We start from the raw sequence: 14361 nt of genomic DNA on the forward strand, positions 1-14361 counted from the left end.
TAGTTTAGAATGCTAAAAAGAATACTCATAGTATTATGTATCGTTAACGGATGTCCGGCAACAGTAAATGCCCAGCAGGACAGTATTCCCGATAAGCAAATTGCAAGGGTAATGGAAAAGGCCGATGAACGGTACCAACAATATTCCTTTAGCCCGGCAATCGATATTTACAAAAAAGTGTTGGACAAGGGGTATACCTCTTCGGAGCTTCTCAAAAAACTGGGGAATTCCTATTACTTCAATGCGAAGTACAAAGAAGCGGCCGAAACCTATAAAAAGTTGGAAAAGGCCTATCCAGATGAAATGTCCGTAGAGGACATATTTCGCTATGCACAAAGTTTGAAGTCCGTGGGCGAATATGAAGAATCTTCAAGGGTCATGGAAAATTTTAAGGAGATGACCTCTGCCATGGTTGACTTTGACGAGGATTACATGGCCAAAATCGAGAAAAATTCTGGACGGTACACCATAAAGCCTTTTCCCTACAATAGCAAATATTCCGATTTTGCCGCAGCCTATTACGAGAAAGGACTCATTTTTGCATCCGACCGGGATACCGGAAACTTTGCCAGATATAGGCATACATGGAACGCAAAGGATTTTTTGGACCTCTATAAGGTCAATGCCGATAGTGTTTCAAACAACAATGTGGTGAAATTGGAAGGGGATATCAATACCCGTTTGCACGAATCCACATCGGTAGTGACCAAGGATGGAAACATGATGTATTTTACCCGTAACAACTTCTTTGATGGCAGAAAAAAGAAAGACGAAGCGGGAATCATCCGATTAAAGATATACAGTGCGGAAAAGGTGGACGGTCAATGGACAAACATTGTAGAACTCCCGTTCAACAGCGATTCGTATTCTGTAGCGCATCCGATGCTCAGTCCGGATGGGAAAATGCTCTATTTCGTTTCCGACATGCCCGGGAGTATTGGGGCTTCAGATATTTTTGTCACCGAAATAATTGGTGACGGCACCTATGGCCCAATTCAGAACTTGGGAGATAATATCAACACCTTGGCCAGGGAAACATTCCCTTACATCACACAGGATGGGGTATTGTACTTTTCTTCGGATGGACATCAGGGATTGGGAGGATTGGATGTTTTTGCAACAAAAATTGCATACAACGATTACCAGCAGCCCGTGGTCAACGTGGGGAGCCCGATAAACACACTTAAGGACGACTTTTCATTTATTTATGATGCCAAGGATAAAACAGGCTACTTTGCCTCTAACCGCGATGGCGGTATGGGAGATGATGATATTTATGAATTTGTGGAAAACGAGCCTTTGACCCTGGACTGTATCCAAGAAGTTACGGGAACGGTGAGGGACCGAATCTCCAACGAAGTTTTGGCGGGCGCCACTGTTAAAATCATTGACGAGGAAAACAATGAGATATCTTCGACCATAACCGATTCCGATGGCAACTATATTTTGCTTTTGGATTGTTCCAAAGGAAATTTTGTAAGAGCATCGCGCGACGGATATGTACCGGCAGAAGAATACTTGCCAATATCCGATGGCAAACCTAGAATAGTGGATTTTTATTTGGAAAGAGATTTGGTCACCGGGGGATTTGGTGATGACTTGGCAAAACTGTTGCAGTTGAGTACCATATACTTTGATTTGAACAAGTACAACATCAGGCCCGATGCCGAGGTTGAAATTCAGAAAGTTATTGTGGCCATGGAAAAATACCCAAGCCTAAAGATCAAGGTAAATTCTCATACCGACAGCAGAGGTGTTGATGCCTATAATCTCTGGTTATCTCAAAAAAGAGCCGAATCAACGGTCAATTATATGATTTCCAAAGGTATTTCGGCCGATAGATTGGATGGTGAAGGATTTGGGGAAACCCGACTCGTCAATGAATGTGCCAACGGGGTCAGATGCTCCGAAGAAGAACATCAACTGAACAGGCGTTCGGAATTTATCATCTTCGAATAAAATTCGATAATAACCCCATAATTTATACGGCTCCTTTAAGGGGTCGTTTTTTTTTGCCCTATTAGAATCGAAACTAAGGGTTCAAGGGTAATTTTTGACTCCGTTCAGACTTTCAGAGATAACTCATTCTGTAAGATTAAACTCACGTAAATCCCTGATTATTTTAGGCTTAATCGATGAATGGCCATGGGAAAATCAGAAAAAAATAAAGTTGTTACCTCAAAATTGTGATGCTATACAGTTGGTTTCAACATGTTCACAACAATTATTTTCCTGCCCTAAAAGCAGGGGTAATTTTGTATGCGATTGAAAATTCGGTGTATTGAATAGCACAAGAAAGATCATTCATAAATAACGAATCAGCCAGACCATATTAAATACAACCTCTTATATTAGTAACCTCATGAAAAAGAGCATTTTAGCCCTACTGTTTCTTCTTTTTACAGGAATTGCCTTTTCTCAAACCACAGTTACCCTTCAAGATCAATGCAATTGCGAAGTCCTAAAAGGTACCGATGTATCCAGTTCCGGAGCGCTGACGCCCACCGGTGCAGATTTGGGAGATATCTATGTCAATACCAATACGGGAACCATTTACTTCTGGGATGGTGATTCGTGGGAATTGACATTTACGGATACCAATACTGTAAATGCCAGAATGGAGGTTATCGGAAATGATTTAGTACTTACGGACTCTGATAACAACACAGTTTCAATTCCTCTTTCTCAAGTGGCTTCAGCCGGAGCGGTGGGTCCCCAGGGTCCACAAGGTCCAGTGGGAGATAAGGGAGAAACTGGAGATAAGGGAGAAACCGGTGATAAGGGAGCCACAGGAGACAAAGGTCCCCAAGGTGACCCCGGTATCCAAGGACCCCAGGGTCCACAAGGTCCAGTGGGAGATAAGGGAGAAACTGGAGATAAGGGAGAAACCGGTGATAAGGGAGCCACAGGAGACAAAGGTCCCCAAGGTGACCCCGGTATCCAAGGACCACAGGGTCCACAAGGTCCTGTAGGAGATAAGGGAGAGACCGGTGACAAGGGGGTTCAAGGTGACCCAGGTGTCCAAGGCCCACAGGGCGACCCCGGTATCCAAGGCCCTCAGGGTCCTCAAGGTCCGGTGGGAGATAAGGGAGAAACCGGTGACAAGGGGGTTCAAGGTGACCCAGGTGTTCAAGGCCCACAGGGCGACCCCGGTATCCAAGGTCCCCAGGGTCCACAAGGTCCAGTGGGAGATAAGGGAGAAACCGGTGACAAGGGAGTTCAAGGTGACCCAGGTGTCCAAGGCCCACAGGGTCCACAAGGTCCAGTGGGAGATAAAGGAGAAACTGGAGATAAAGGTCCCCAAGGTGACCCCGGTATCCAAGGCGACCCCGGTATCCAAGGTCCCCAGGGTCCACAAGGTCCAGTGGGAGATAAGGGAGAGACCGGTGACAAGGGAGTTCAAGGTGACCCCGGTGTTCAAGGCCCACAGGGCGACCCCGGTATCCAAGGTCCCCAGGGTCCACAAGGCCCAGTGGGAGATAAGGGAGAGACCGGTGACAAGGGAGTTCAAGGTGACCCAGGTGTTCAAGGCCCACAGGGCGACCCCGGTATCCAAGGTCCCCAGGGTCCACAAGGTCCTGTAGGAGATAAGGGAGAGACCGGAGATAAGGGAGAAACAGGTGACAAAGGCCCTATTGGTGACCAAGGTCCTCAAGGCATACAAGGGGAACACGGTCCAGTAGGTGACAAAGGTCCTATTGGCGACCAAGGCCCCCAAGGGATACAGGGAGAACAGGGTCCGATTGGTGACCAAGGTCCCCAAGGTATACAAGGGGAACAGGGGCCAGTAGGTGACAAAGGCCCTATTGGCGACCAAGGCCCCCAAGGAATACAAGGGGAACAGGGTCCGATTGGTGACCAAGGTCCCCAAGGTATACAAGGGGAACAGGGACCAGTAGGTGACAAAGGCCCTATTGGCGACCAAGGTCCTCAAGGCATACAAGGGGAACAGGGTCCAGTAGGTGACAAAGGTCCTATTGGCGACCAAGGCCCCCAAGGCATACAAGGGGAACAGGGACCTATTGGCGACCAAGGCCCCCAAGGAATACAGGGAGAACAAGGTCCTGTAGGCGATAAGGGAGAGACTGGTGACAAGGGAGTTCAAGGTGACCCAGGTGTCCAAGGCCCACAGGGCGACCCCGGTATCCAAGGTCCCCAGGGTCCACAAGGTCCTGTAGGAGATAAGGGAGAAACCGGTGACAAGGGAGTTCAAGGTGACCCAGGTGTTCAAGGCCCACAGGGCGACCCCGGCATCCAAGGTCCCCAGGGTCCACAAGGTCCTGTAGGCGATAAGGGAGAGACCGGAGATAAGGGAGAAACAGGTGACAAAGGCCCTATTGGTGACCAAGGTCCTCAAGGCATACAAGGGGAACAGGGTCCAGTAGGTGACAAAGGTCCTATTGGCGACCAAGGCCCCCAAGGCATACAAGGGGAACAGGGACCAGTAGGTGACAAAGGCCCTATTGGTGACCAAGGCCTTCAAGGCATACAGGGAGAACAAGGTCCTGTAGGCGATAAGGGAGAGACCGGAGATAAGGGAGAAACCGGTGACAAGGGAGTTCAAGGTGACCCAGGTGTTCAAGGCCCACAGGGCGACCCCGGCATCCAAGGTCCCCAGGGTCCACAAGGTCCTGTAGGCGATAAGGGAGAGACCGGAGATAAGGGGGAAACAGGTGACCAAGGCCCCCAAGGAATACAGGGAGAACAAGGTCCTATTGGCGACCAAGGCCCCCAAGGTATACAGGGAGAACAGGGACCAGTTGGTGACAAAGGCCCTATTGGCGACCAAGGCCCCCAAGGCATACAAGGGGAACAGGGACCTATAGGTGAACAAGGTCCTCAAGGCATACAGGGAGAACAGGGACCAGTAGGTGACAAAGGTCCTATTGGCGACCAAGGCCCCCAAGGCATACAGGGAGAACAAGGTCCGATTGGTGAACAAGGTCCCCAAGGGATACAAGGGGAACAAGGTCCTATAGGTGAACAAGGCCCTGTTGGACTGCAAGGCCCAACGGGTGAACAAGGTCCCCAAGGCCCCATTGGCGATAAAGGTCCCGTTGGAGATCAAGGTCCTGATGGACTAGCTAACTTGGTTGTAACGACTTCGGAACCCGCAGGTCTTAATTGTTCAGCAGGGGGAGTAAAAGTTGAAACCGGTATCGATGATAACGGGAATGGAACATTGGATGTTGGTGAAGTTGATTATACGGAATATGTATGTAACGGAGACCCTTCAACAGATGATCAGGATGCATCCGAGGTAAACTCAGATTCTCCAGTAGATGTTGATGGTGATGGTAATACAGAAGCAACGGTAGAAGACGTTATTCAGGATATAGCCCCGATTACATCAAAAGCCGCTAGAATATTTTATCCTCCGTCCATTGCAATCGACGCATCGACCAATGGTACCTTCAGTCTTGATCTTTATCAGGAGTATATCAACCAATATGGTTCGCCAACGGTAGGGAGCGCAGGGGCACCTGCAGCAATTCCGACCTATGGTCGTACAGAACTATATTATTATGTGACCTATGCTGACCCTACGGTATTTGATATAGGTGCTATGACCATTGATGCGAACGGAAACCTAAGCTATAAAATTGATGCCCAACCAGCCGATTACAATGCATTGATCAACGTGGTGTTTGTGGTGAAATAATAATGATCAAAGACGACTCGATTTTGAAACCCAATACCTCATACAAGTCTTTATTCATTGGACTATTGTTCATCCTGTTTTTAGGGATGAAAATGGCGAGTGCGCAGTTCTTGTTGCAAGCACCCAATACCGGTGATGAAAACAATTATAAATGGTACGAGGCATCGGACCCGGGAACAGTATTGGGAACAGATTCTTTTTATGAAGCTACCCGTCCCGGTGTCTACTTTGCCACTTACGATGGTACACTTTGTGGTTCCAACGCAACAGGTTATTTTATTTTAACGGATTGCCAAGCGCCAAACAATGAGGTGGTTTTGGATATTTCGGCAAGCATCCCTTCGGGGGCCACAGTGAGCTGGAGTCCGACATTGAACGGTGATCAAACCAGGCCTAAGGTAACAAGCACACAGACCGTAATGCGGTATGTGGCCACCATAACCAAGGTTGGGAACAGTACCGAATTACCCCGCTTTACCGTGGTGTGTATGAGCCAGGCAGCCAACCTTGCGGACGATATGATCGTGGTGAATGAGGATGCTTCTGTTACTGTACCCATCTTTGACAACGACACAGATTTACCCTCAACGGGAGTAATGACCGTTACGGGTCCATTAAACGGAAATGTAACTGTTGATGACAATGGAACGGCCAACGACCCCTCTGATGATGTATTGACGTATACACCAAGTCCGAATTATAATGGTCCGGATAGCTTTGATTACACCATCTGTAATGCTTTTGGAGACTGTAGCACCGCTACTGTCACTGTGGAGGTCCTTCCCATTGTGGATGCCAATGACGATTCGGCATCAACGGATATTGGTATGGAAGCCGTTATTTCGTGGAGAGCCAATGATAACGATATCCCTTCTTCAGGTTCAATTACCGCTACGGACCCGGCAAACGGAACCATTGTATTAAATGAAAATGGTACCGTCAACAACCCATCGGACGATAATATTACCTATGTTCCAAACCCTGGATTTACAGGAACGGATTCCTTTGAATATACCGTATGTGACTCAAACGGAAATTGCAGTACGGCCACCATTACCGTAATCGTAAGTCCTTCTGGAATTGATTTGGACAGCGACAACGATGGAATAGTTGACAGTTTCGAAGATTTGAATGCGGATAACGACAATGATCCATCAACCAATCCAACGGATACCGACGGTGATGGATTCCCGGATTACTTGGATATTGATAGCGACAACGACGGTATTCCCGACAATGTGGAGGCCCAACCTGCCTTAGGATACATTCCGCCCGGCATGACCGACACCAATGGGAACGGGTTGGACGATGCCTACGAAACAGATGGAAACGTAGGACTTATTCCAGTTGATTCCGATAATGATGGTCTACCGGATTATGTGGATAACGATAGTGATAATGACAATGTGCCGGACGCCATAGAAGGACATGATAATAATCATAATGGAGTGGCCGATATAACACTGATAGGTTCGGATAAGGACAATGATGGTTTGGATGATGGATACGAAGGGGAAACTGTGATCGATATCGATGTGAACGATGAAATGGATGACCCAAGTACTGCCTTGCCAGATAATGATAGCGACGGAATACCTGATTTTAGGGATTCGGACGACGACGACGATGGTATCGAGACCATCGATGAGGATTTGAACGGAGATGGTGATTACGCCAACGACGATGCCAATGAGAACGGCATTCCGGATTACCTAGATCCAGATTTGGGCGAATTGACGGTAGATGGTGAAGTTCCCGACCCAATAAACGTCATTACACCGAATGGAGATACTGTTCACGATATTTTTGAGATACGTTATATCGAGAACTATCCGAACAATACCGTACGAATTTACAATAGATGGGGAGTAATGGTTTATCAGACAAAATCCTACAATACAAGCGGAAACGTTTTTGACGGAACCTCGCAGGGTAGGGTTACCGTAGATCAGGACAATAAACTTCCCGTAGGCACATACTTCTACGTCATCGATTATGAAGATCTCACTGGAAGTATGAAACAGCTTACAGGCTATCTATACATAAACAGATAAAATGGTTACTGTGGAGAACAAACTTTTTAAGGGAAAAACTCAATGGCTGCTTGCCCTATTGCTTTTGGCACTGGGAAACATGCATGCACAGCAAGATGCACAGTACACCCAGTACATGTACAATACCGTAAGTGTAAACCCGGCCTATGCTGGCTCACGTGGACACTTGAGTATAGCGGCGTTATATCGTAACCAATGGTTGGGACTCGATGGTGCACCGGAAACTCAGACCTTGAACGTGCATACCCCAGTTGGTTATCGCGGTGTGGGATTGGGACTTTCCATTGTGAATGATAAGATTGGCCCAACTTCCGAAACCTATTTTGATGTGGATTTCTCCTATACCATTCAGACCGGTTGGGAAGGTAGATTAAGTTTTGGTCTCAAAGCTAGCGCACACATGCTGGATATTCGCTATTCCGAACTCGATGAGTATGAAGTGGATTCACAATTACAGTCACAGCAGGATATTCAAAATAAGTTTTCGCCCAACATTGGAGCCGGTGTATACTACCATACCGATAAATTTTATGCGGGGCTTTCCGCACCCAGGATATTGGAAACAACCCATTTTGATTCGTCTTCCGTATCCACAGCGAAGGAACAGATGAATTTTTACCTTATTACCGGGTATGTTTGGGACCTGAATCCCGTATTGAAGTTCAAGCCCACCTTGTTGACCAAAGCAGTGCAGGGATCACCCTTACAGGTGGACCTTTCCGCAAATTTTATGTTCAATGAAAAATTTATCGGAGGTGTGGCCTACCGTTGGGATGCCGCTTTTAGTGGACTTGTTGGCTTTCTATTGTCCGATCAGCTTATGATCGGTATGGCCTACGACCGGGAGATTACGGAGCTGGGCGCCGCCACCTTCAACGATGGGTCCTTTGAAATCATTTTGAGATACGACTTCATCAGAAATATAGGCAACCTAAAAAGCCCACGTTTCTTTTAGGAATAATTTACATACCTATATCCATTATTTTACCTCAAAGGTCATATTTTTACCATATGAGAGAGGAAAATGTGATACTTGTAAATGAAAAGGACGAACCCATTGGGTTGATGCCCAAGATGGAAGCCCATGAGAAAGCATTGCTGCATAGGGCTTTTTCTGTTTTTGTAATGAATGCGAAAGGAGAGACCATGCTTCAGCAACGTGCAAAGGACAAATACCATTCCCCACTGTTATGGACCAATACCTGTTGTAGCCATCAGCGGGAAGGAGAAACCAATATTGATGCCGGAAAGCGAAGGCTTATGGAGGAAATGGGCTTTACCACCGAACTCAAGGAGCTCTTCAATTTTGTATACAAGGCGCCGTTTGACAATGGCCTTACCGAGCATGAGTTCGATCATGTAATGGTGGGTTATTTTGAAGATGAGCCCAATATCAATCCCAAGGAAGTAGCTGACTGGAAATGGATGTACCCGGAGGATATCAAAAAAGATATCAAGGATAATCCGGATGACTACACGGCATGGTTCAAAATTATTTTTGAACGATTCTATGACCATCTAATGGAAAACACCCCTGTACAATGAGAGTGAAAGCCAGTAGAAAGGCCAGTTTTAATGCGGCCCACAGATTGTACCGACCGGACTGGGACAACGAGAAGAACGATGCCGTTTTCGGCAAATGCAACAATCCAAAATTTCACGGACACAATTACGAATTGATTGTGAGCGTAACAGGGGAAATAGACCCGGAAACTGGGTTTGTGATGGACCTAAAACTGCTCAAGGATTTGATTAACGAACATGTTGAGGAAGCACTGGACCATAAAAACCTGAACCTGGATGTCCCTGAATTCAAAGATTTAAATCCCACCGCGGAGAACATTGCAGTGGTGATTTGGAACAAGTTAAGACCACATATAGATAAAAGTAAGGATTTGGAGGTGGTGCTCTATGAAACCCCTCGTAATTTTGTAACCTACACCGGATAAAAAAATGAACTTATACCCACTAAAATTTGAACCGATCCTAAAAGAACGTCTATGGGGAGGTACCAAGCTCAAAGATGTTTTGAACAAACCGATTGAAAGTGACATCACCGGAGAAAGTTGGGAGTTGTCCGGAGTGCAGGGCGATATTTCCAAAGTGTCCAACGGAGACCTAAAAGGGAAATCCTTGCAGGAGTTGATGGACGAGCAAGGTGAAGCACTTTTGGGAAAAAGTGTCCTAGAACGGTTTGGAAAGGACTTTCCAATTCTCATTAAGTTTATCGATGCCAAACAAGATTTGTCCATACAGTTGCATCCGAACGATGAACTGGCCAAAAAAAGGCACAACTCCTTCGGAAAAACGGAAATGTGGTACATCATGGATGCCGATCCAGGGTCTAAGTTGATCGTGGGTTTCAATAAGGACGTTGAAAAGGAGGAATACGTGAAAAGCATAGAAGATGGCACCTTAACGGATTTAATGAACTATGAAAGGGTCCGTGAAGGGGATACCTTCTTCATCAATACAGGAAAAATACACGCCATCGGTGCAGGTGTTCTCTTGGCCGAAATCCAACAAACATCGGATATTACCTACCGTGTGTACGATTTTGACAGAAAGGACAAAGATGGAAACCTAAGGGAACTGCATACCAGTTTGGCGGTGGATGCCATTGATTACGAAAAGAAAAACGATTTCAAGGTCAGGTACAACAAAAAAACAGATCATGTCAACCCAATGGTGAACTGTCCTTATTTTAAGACCAACTTTATGGAGCTCACCCAACCTATAAAACAGGATTTCTCCAAAAAGGATTCCTTTGTCATTTATATGTGTGTGGGCGGTGAAGCTGTCATCAAAAACAATTGGGGAAGTGCCCCGATACGAAAGGGCGAAACCGTTCTGGTTTCCGCATCCAGTACTCGTATTGATATAGATACCCAGGGAACTAAACTTTTAGAAGTTACCATTTAATGGTATCTTTAATCAAAACCACTGCGTTATGCCAAGTATTCGAGATTTAAAAAAGGATATCAATTATGTCCTGGGCGACATTATTGAGGCCGTTTACATTTGGGAGGCCGGTTCTGGGAACAAGGAATCAGAAGAAGGGACGGTAATCATAGATGAGGCCATTGAGGTGTACGATAACCTTATGGACAAAATCAACAAAAAGCCGGTCGGGGACACCAAGGCCCATTTCAAATCTGTTCGCAACGAATTGGAGGAAAAGGCCACCAAGCTTGTTGAACAATTGAACAGTCTGGAAGCTTAATTGCTTTGCTCCAAAAATGCTTTGAACTCTTTTCCGTATTTCGATGATGCCACCTCAGGGGAAAGGCTCTTGTAGATGGAATCCAAATATTTTGGATTTGCCTCGCTCACCTCTGTGATCATAATATAGGGTGTGGCATAGGAATCTCCATTGTTCAGACCAAAATTCAACGCATAGCGATATCTGCTAATGGTATTTTGATTGATCAAACGCTGCAGGGAATCCAAGGCGACGGAATCTTCTTGTATTTCAGGTGAAGAAGCTTGCTGCACCAAGAAAAGTTCCTTAATGTTGAATTTGGACGCCATTTCTTGGAATTCCAACAGTTTTTCATGGGATTTGGAACCGGATATTTCCACATTGGTATCAAAAGTATTCCATGCCGTATTGATTACGATATTGCCGGGTTCTCCAAAAAATGTGATCCTATCGTTAATGTCGTTGTTGTCCTTTTTGTTTAGGTACAGATAAAATACTTCTGGATTTTCCACTTCTGCTGCAAAACTGAATTTACCATCTCCTTGGATCTTCAAGGAATCCAGTACTACAAGTGTGGAATCCTTAAATTGCTGCAAGTAGAGGGTCCCTTTTTTAAGACCTTTGATGTTGCCACTTACCGTCATGGTGTTTTCCGTACTCTTTTCACAGGCCAGTACGGCGATTCCTAATAGCAATACAAACAATATCCGCTTCATCATATATTTTTAGCTGCGCAAATATGCATAATCTTCTTAAAATATTTAAACATTCGAGGCGACTTCCATCAACAAAGCACACAAATAGGCACCGGCCGTGCCTACAACATATCCGAAAACGGCCAAAAGAATGCCCACAGAGGTCAGGGATGGATGAAACTCAGCGGCTACCACTGGTGCCGATGCGGCTCCTCCCACATTGGCCTGACTCCCTACCGCCAAGAAAAAGAAGGGTGCCTTGATAATTTTTGCCATTAAAATAAGCAGTCCGGCATGGATGGTTATCCAGATGAGCCCAATGGCTATGAGTCCCGGATTGTCCAACACCTTTCCCAGATCCATTTTCATACCAATGGTGGCCACTAGAATATATATGAACATCCCACCTATTTTACTGGCACCGGCCCCTTCGTAACTTTTTGCCTTTGTAAACGATAGCCCAATTCCGATAGCTGTGGCAAAAACGACCATCCAGAGAAATTCCGAACCAAGGGATGACAATATTTTCTGTGGGTTTCGAACGACTTCAAAGTTGTTTTGAAGAAAGTTGGCGAAATGATGGCCGACCAAATGGGCAACGCCCACGCCAGCAAAGGCAAAAAACAAGATCATGATGAAGTCCTTCAGCGTTGTGACCCTAGCTATTTTTGCGGTATAACTGGAAACTTTTTCTTTGAGTTGTTCAATGGAAGAGGTGTCCGCTTTGAGCCAGCGATCTATTTTTTCGGTCTTTCCCACACCCAATAGAATTATCGCCAACCAAAGGTTGGCCACTACGATGTCGATCAGTACCATGCCTCCGTAACTTTCTTGATTATACTTGAAAACTTCCAACATGGCCGCTTGGTTGGCCCCTCCACCGATCCAACTACCGGCAATGGTCGCCAGTCCACGCCAAACGGCATCCACGCCGTTGCCACCAACGGTTTCGGGAGAAAAAATGGAAACGATCAAAATAGCAATGGGTCCTCCAATAATTATGCCTACGGTCCCTGTCAAAAACATGACCAAGGCCTTGGAACCAAGATTGAGGATTGCCTTTAGGTCAATGCTAAGGGTCATTAAAATTAAAGCTGCCGGCAATAAGTAACGGCTTGCCACGTAATAGGTCTGCGAAGCGGATTCGTCCACAATGCCGATACTGGCCAAAATGGCCGGCAGTAGGTAACACATGAGCACTGTTGGAACCACGCTGTAAAATTTTCCCCAAAAACCTGTTTTGATGGAAGAAGTATAAAAAACGAAACCTAAGCAGAGACATAAAAGTCCAAAGATCACGGTGTCTTGGGTAAACGGTAGTTGATCCATATATTTTTTAAGCTAAAAAGCCAAATATAGGAAAATAGTAATGGTCTGTAATGTAATGTGTATTGTCCAACTTAGAGGAACTATGTTTTGTGCTTTCTTGACCAAATGGTTCCGTTGTGTTAGCAAGGACATTCTATTTTGCCATCATCATCCACTTCACAATCACACTCGTACCTACAGGAATTTAAGAACAATGACGAAATAATAAGTGCTGCAAAAACGTAGAGTTTTTTCATAATGTTATTTGTTTTGATGTACTGATTTCAAATGGTTCCACGAAATTTTATTTCTTATGGTTGTTTTTTTCTTGTGCGGTAATAGAGGTTCCATGTGCCGGAATTGGATTCGACAATATCAGGAAGTCCATCTTGGTTCAGATCTCCGATTTCAATGTTATAGGTGTCTTCGAGCAGGTCTTCTCTTAAACCGATTTCGAGATATGTTCCGTTGCTTTGTCCCAAATAAACGTAATTACGTTCTTCTGAATTCCCCTCGATGATATCCAAATGACCATCTTGGTCCAGGTCCGCTATTCTGATTGAGGCCGTCATGTGGTTTGTTGAAAGGTCAATGGTTTTTGAAAAGCTCATATTTTTGTCTCCAAAATAAATACTGTTTTTTGACCCCAAGTTACCTGTGACAATATCCAGGAATCCATCTTGGTCGATATCCGCAATATCAATAGATCGCGTTTCCTCTTCATCCCCACCAAATTCCCTAAATTTTGAAAAGTTCAATTTCCCATCATTGAGGTAGATTTTATTGTAGGACTGCCTTTCCGCAGTAACGAGGTCCACAAAGCCATCCTTGTTGATATCCATGGTTCTTGTTTGAATGGTTTGGTCCAATTTATCGCCAAACGGAACGGTTTGACTAAAATTCCCCCTGCCGTCATTCAAACAGATTTCATTTCTGGCCTTTCTGTTGGAAAGCACTAGATCTAGATCGCCATCATTGTCCATATCCACTATTTCAAGGTTACGGGAGGGAGCAATGGAGCCAAACGTTGTTCCATTGATAAAACTTTGGTCGGCAGTCCCAAAATATATTGTATTCGGGACATTGTCATTGGCCACTGCGATGTCCATAAAACCGTCTCCATTCAAATCACCGGCTTTTATCGCATATGAAGCATCCATGAATCTACCGATGGGCTGTGCAACCTTAAAGAATCCGTTTCCATCATTATAAAAAATGTAGTTCTGCTCTGCCCAATGTCTTCCGTTGGCGACCAGTGCATCCAAATCCCCGTCCTGGTCAATGTCGAACAGGGTAATGGAAGCTGTTCTGTTAGATTTTGTTCCAATGGAGAAAAAGCCGTCGGCGTTAAAAAATGATACTTCCTGACAGAAAATCGAGGAAGAGAATATCAAGAAAGTAAGTGTTATGGTTGGGACAAGTATTTTTTTCATTTTGATT

General features: G+C 45.4%; 11 protein-coding genes. 8 read left to right on the forward strand and 3 right to left on the reverse strand.

Annotation, left to right across the window (positions count from 1 at the left end; all coding sequences use genetic code 11):
- Window positions 1–9: 9 nt before the first annotated feature.
- The 8 genes from SD449_RS08445 (at window position 10) to SD449_RS08480 (ending at window position 10939) form a co-directional block, all read left to right on the forward strand.
- Window positions 10–1959 (forward strand): OmpA family protein, encoded by a 1950-nt coding sequence (locus tag SD449_RS08445; protein WP_318309941.1) that lies wholly within the window; start codon window positions 10–12, stop codon window positions 1957–1959.
- Window positions 1960–2362: 403 nt separating this feature from the next.
- Window positions 2363–5662: a DUF7151 family protein gene (locus SD449_RS08450; protein WP_318309943.1), complete on the forward strand. Its 3300-nt coding sequence runs from the start codon at window positions 2363–2365 to the stop codon at window positions 5660–5662.
- 2 nt (window positions 5663–5664) lie between these two features.
- Window positions 5665–7716 carry an Ig-like domain-containing protein gene (locus SD449_RS08455; protein WP_318309944.1) on the forward strand — a complete coding sequence of 684 codons (2052 nt, stop codon included), beginning with the start codon at window positions 5665–5667 and terminating at the stop codon, window positions 7714–7716.
- 1 nt (window position 7717) lies between these two features.
- On the forward strand, window positions 7718–8671 hold the full coding sequence (locus tag SD449_RS08460; protein ID WP_318309945.1) for a PorP/SprF family type IX secretion system membrane protein: 954 nt from the start codon (window positions 7718–7720) through the stop codon (window positions 8669–8671).
- Between the two features lie 56 nt (window positions 8672–8727).
- Entirely contained in the window at window positions 8728–9261 is a 534-nt protein-coding gene (gene idi / locus SD449_RS08465) for an isopentenyl-diphosphate Delta-isomerase (protein ID WP_318309946.1), read from the forward strand.
- On the forward strand, window positions 9258–9665 hold the full coding sequence (locus SD449_RS08470; RefSeq protein WP_318309948.1) for a 6-pyruvoyl trahydropterin synthase family protein: 408 nt from the start codon (window positions 9258–9260) through the stop codon (window positions 9663–9665). Before idi ends, SD449_RS08470 begins: the two co-directional genes overlap by 4 nt.
- A gap of 4 nt (window positions 9666–9669) precedes the next feature.
- Window positions 9670–10638, forward strand: a complete 969-nt coding sequence (locus SD449_RS08475) for a type I phosphomannose isomerase catalytic subunit (RefSeq protein ID WP_318309949.1) — start codon at window positions 9670–9672, stop codon at window positions 10636–10638.
- 28 nt (window positions 10639–10666) lie between these two features.
- The gene (locus tag SD449_RS08480) at window positions 10667–10939 is read left to right on the forward strand and encodes a hypothetical protein (RefSeq protein ID WP_318309950.1); all 273 of its coding nucleotides are present in this window, start codon (window positions 10667–10669) and stop codon (window positions 10937–10939) included.
- Here SD449_RS08480 and SD449_RS08485 read toward each other — a convergent pair.
- The 3 genes from SD449_RS08485 to SD449_RS08495 all read right to left on the reverse strand — a co-directional run bounded on the left by SD449_RS08485 (window position 10936) and on the right by SD449_RS08495 (window position 14354).
- A complete protein-coding gene (locus tag SD449_RS08485; protein ID WP_318309951.1) occupies window positions 10936–11637 on the reverse strand; it encodes a DUF4369 domain-containing protein in 702 nt (233 codons plus the stop codon). The genes SD449_RS08480 and SD449_RS08485 overlap by 4 nt on opposite strands.
- Before the next feature lie 42 nt (window positions 11638–11679).
- Window positions 11680–12942 (reverse strand): DUF819 family protein, encoded by a 1263-nt coding sequence (locus tag SD449_RS08490; RefSeq protein ID WP_318309952.1) that lies wholly within the window; start codon window positions 12940–12942, stop codon window positions 11680–11682.
- Window positions 12943–13232: 290 nt separating this feature from the next.
- Window positions 13233–14354: an FG-GAP repeat domain-containing protein gene (locus tag SD449_RS08495; RefSeq protein WP_318309953.1), complete on the reverse strand. Its 1122-nt coding sequence runs from the start codon at window positions 14352–14354 to the stop codon at window positions 13233–13235.
- Window positions 14355–14361: the final 7 nt, after the last annotated feature.

This window comes from Flagellimonas crocea, from assembly GCF_033441595.1.
Classification (GTDB): domain Bacteria; phylum Bacteroidota; class Bacteroidia; order Flavobacteriales; family Flavobacteriaceae; genus Flagellimonas; species Flagellimonas crocea.

Bases quoted from the DNA above. Each gene is read 5' to 3' on its own strand.
- SD449_RS08475 (WP_318309949.1), top strand. From the start codon at position 9,670: ATGAACTTATACCCACTAAAATTTGAACCGATCCTAAAAGAACGTCTA.
- SD449_RS08490 (WP_318309952.1), bottom strand. From the start codon at position 12,942: ATGGATCAACTACCGTTTACCCAAGACACCGTGATCTTTGGACTTTTA.
- SD449_RS08445 (WP_318309941.1), top strand. From the start codon at position 10: ATGCTAAAAAGAATACTCATAGTATTATGTATCGTTAACGGATGTCCG.
- idi (WP_318309946.1), top strand. From the start codon at position 8,728: ATGAGAGAGGAAAATGTGATACTTGTAAATGAAAAGGACGAACCCATT.
- SD449_RS08470 (WP_318309948.1), top strand. From the start codon at position 9,258: ATGAGAGTGAAAGCCAGTAGAAAGGCCAGTTTTAATGCGGCCCACAGA.
- SD449_RS08460 (WP_318309945.1), top strand. From the start codon at position 7,718: ATGGTTACTGTGGAGAACAAACTTTTTAAGGGAAAAACTCAATGGCTG.
- SD449_RS08480 (WP_318309950.1), top strand. From the start codon at position 10,667: ATGCCAAGTATTCGAGATTTAAAAAAGGATATCAATTATGTCCTGGGC.
- SD449_RS08450 (WP_318309943.1), top strand. From the start codon at position 2,363: ATGAAAAAGAGCATTTTAGCCCTACTGTTTCTTCTTTTTACAGGAATT.
- SD449_RS08485 (WP_318309951.1), bottom strand. From the start codon at position 11,637: ATGATGAAGCGGATATTGTTTGTATTGCTATTAGGAATCGCCGTACTG.
- SD449_RS08495 (WP_318309953.1), bottom strand. From the start codon at position 14,354: ATGAAAAAAATACTTGTCCCAACCATAACACTTACTTTCTTGATATTC.
- SD449_RS08455 (WP_318309944.1), top strand. From the start codon at position 5,665: ATGATCAAAGACGACTCGATTTTGAAACCCAATACCTCATACAAGTCT.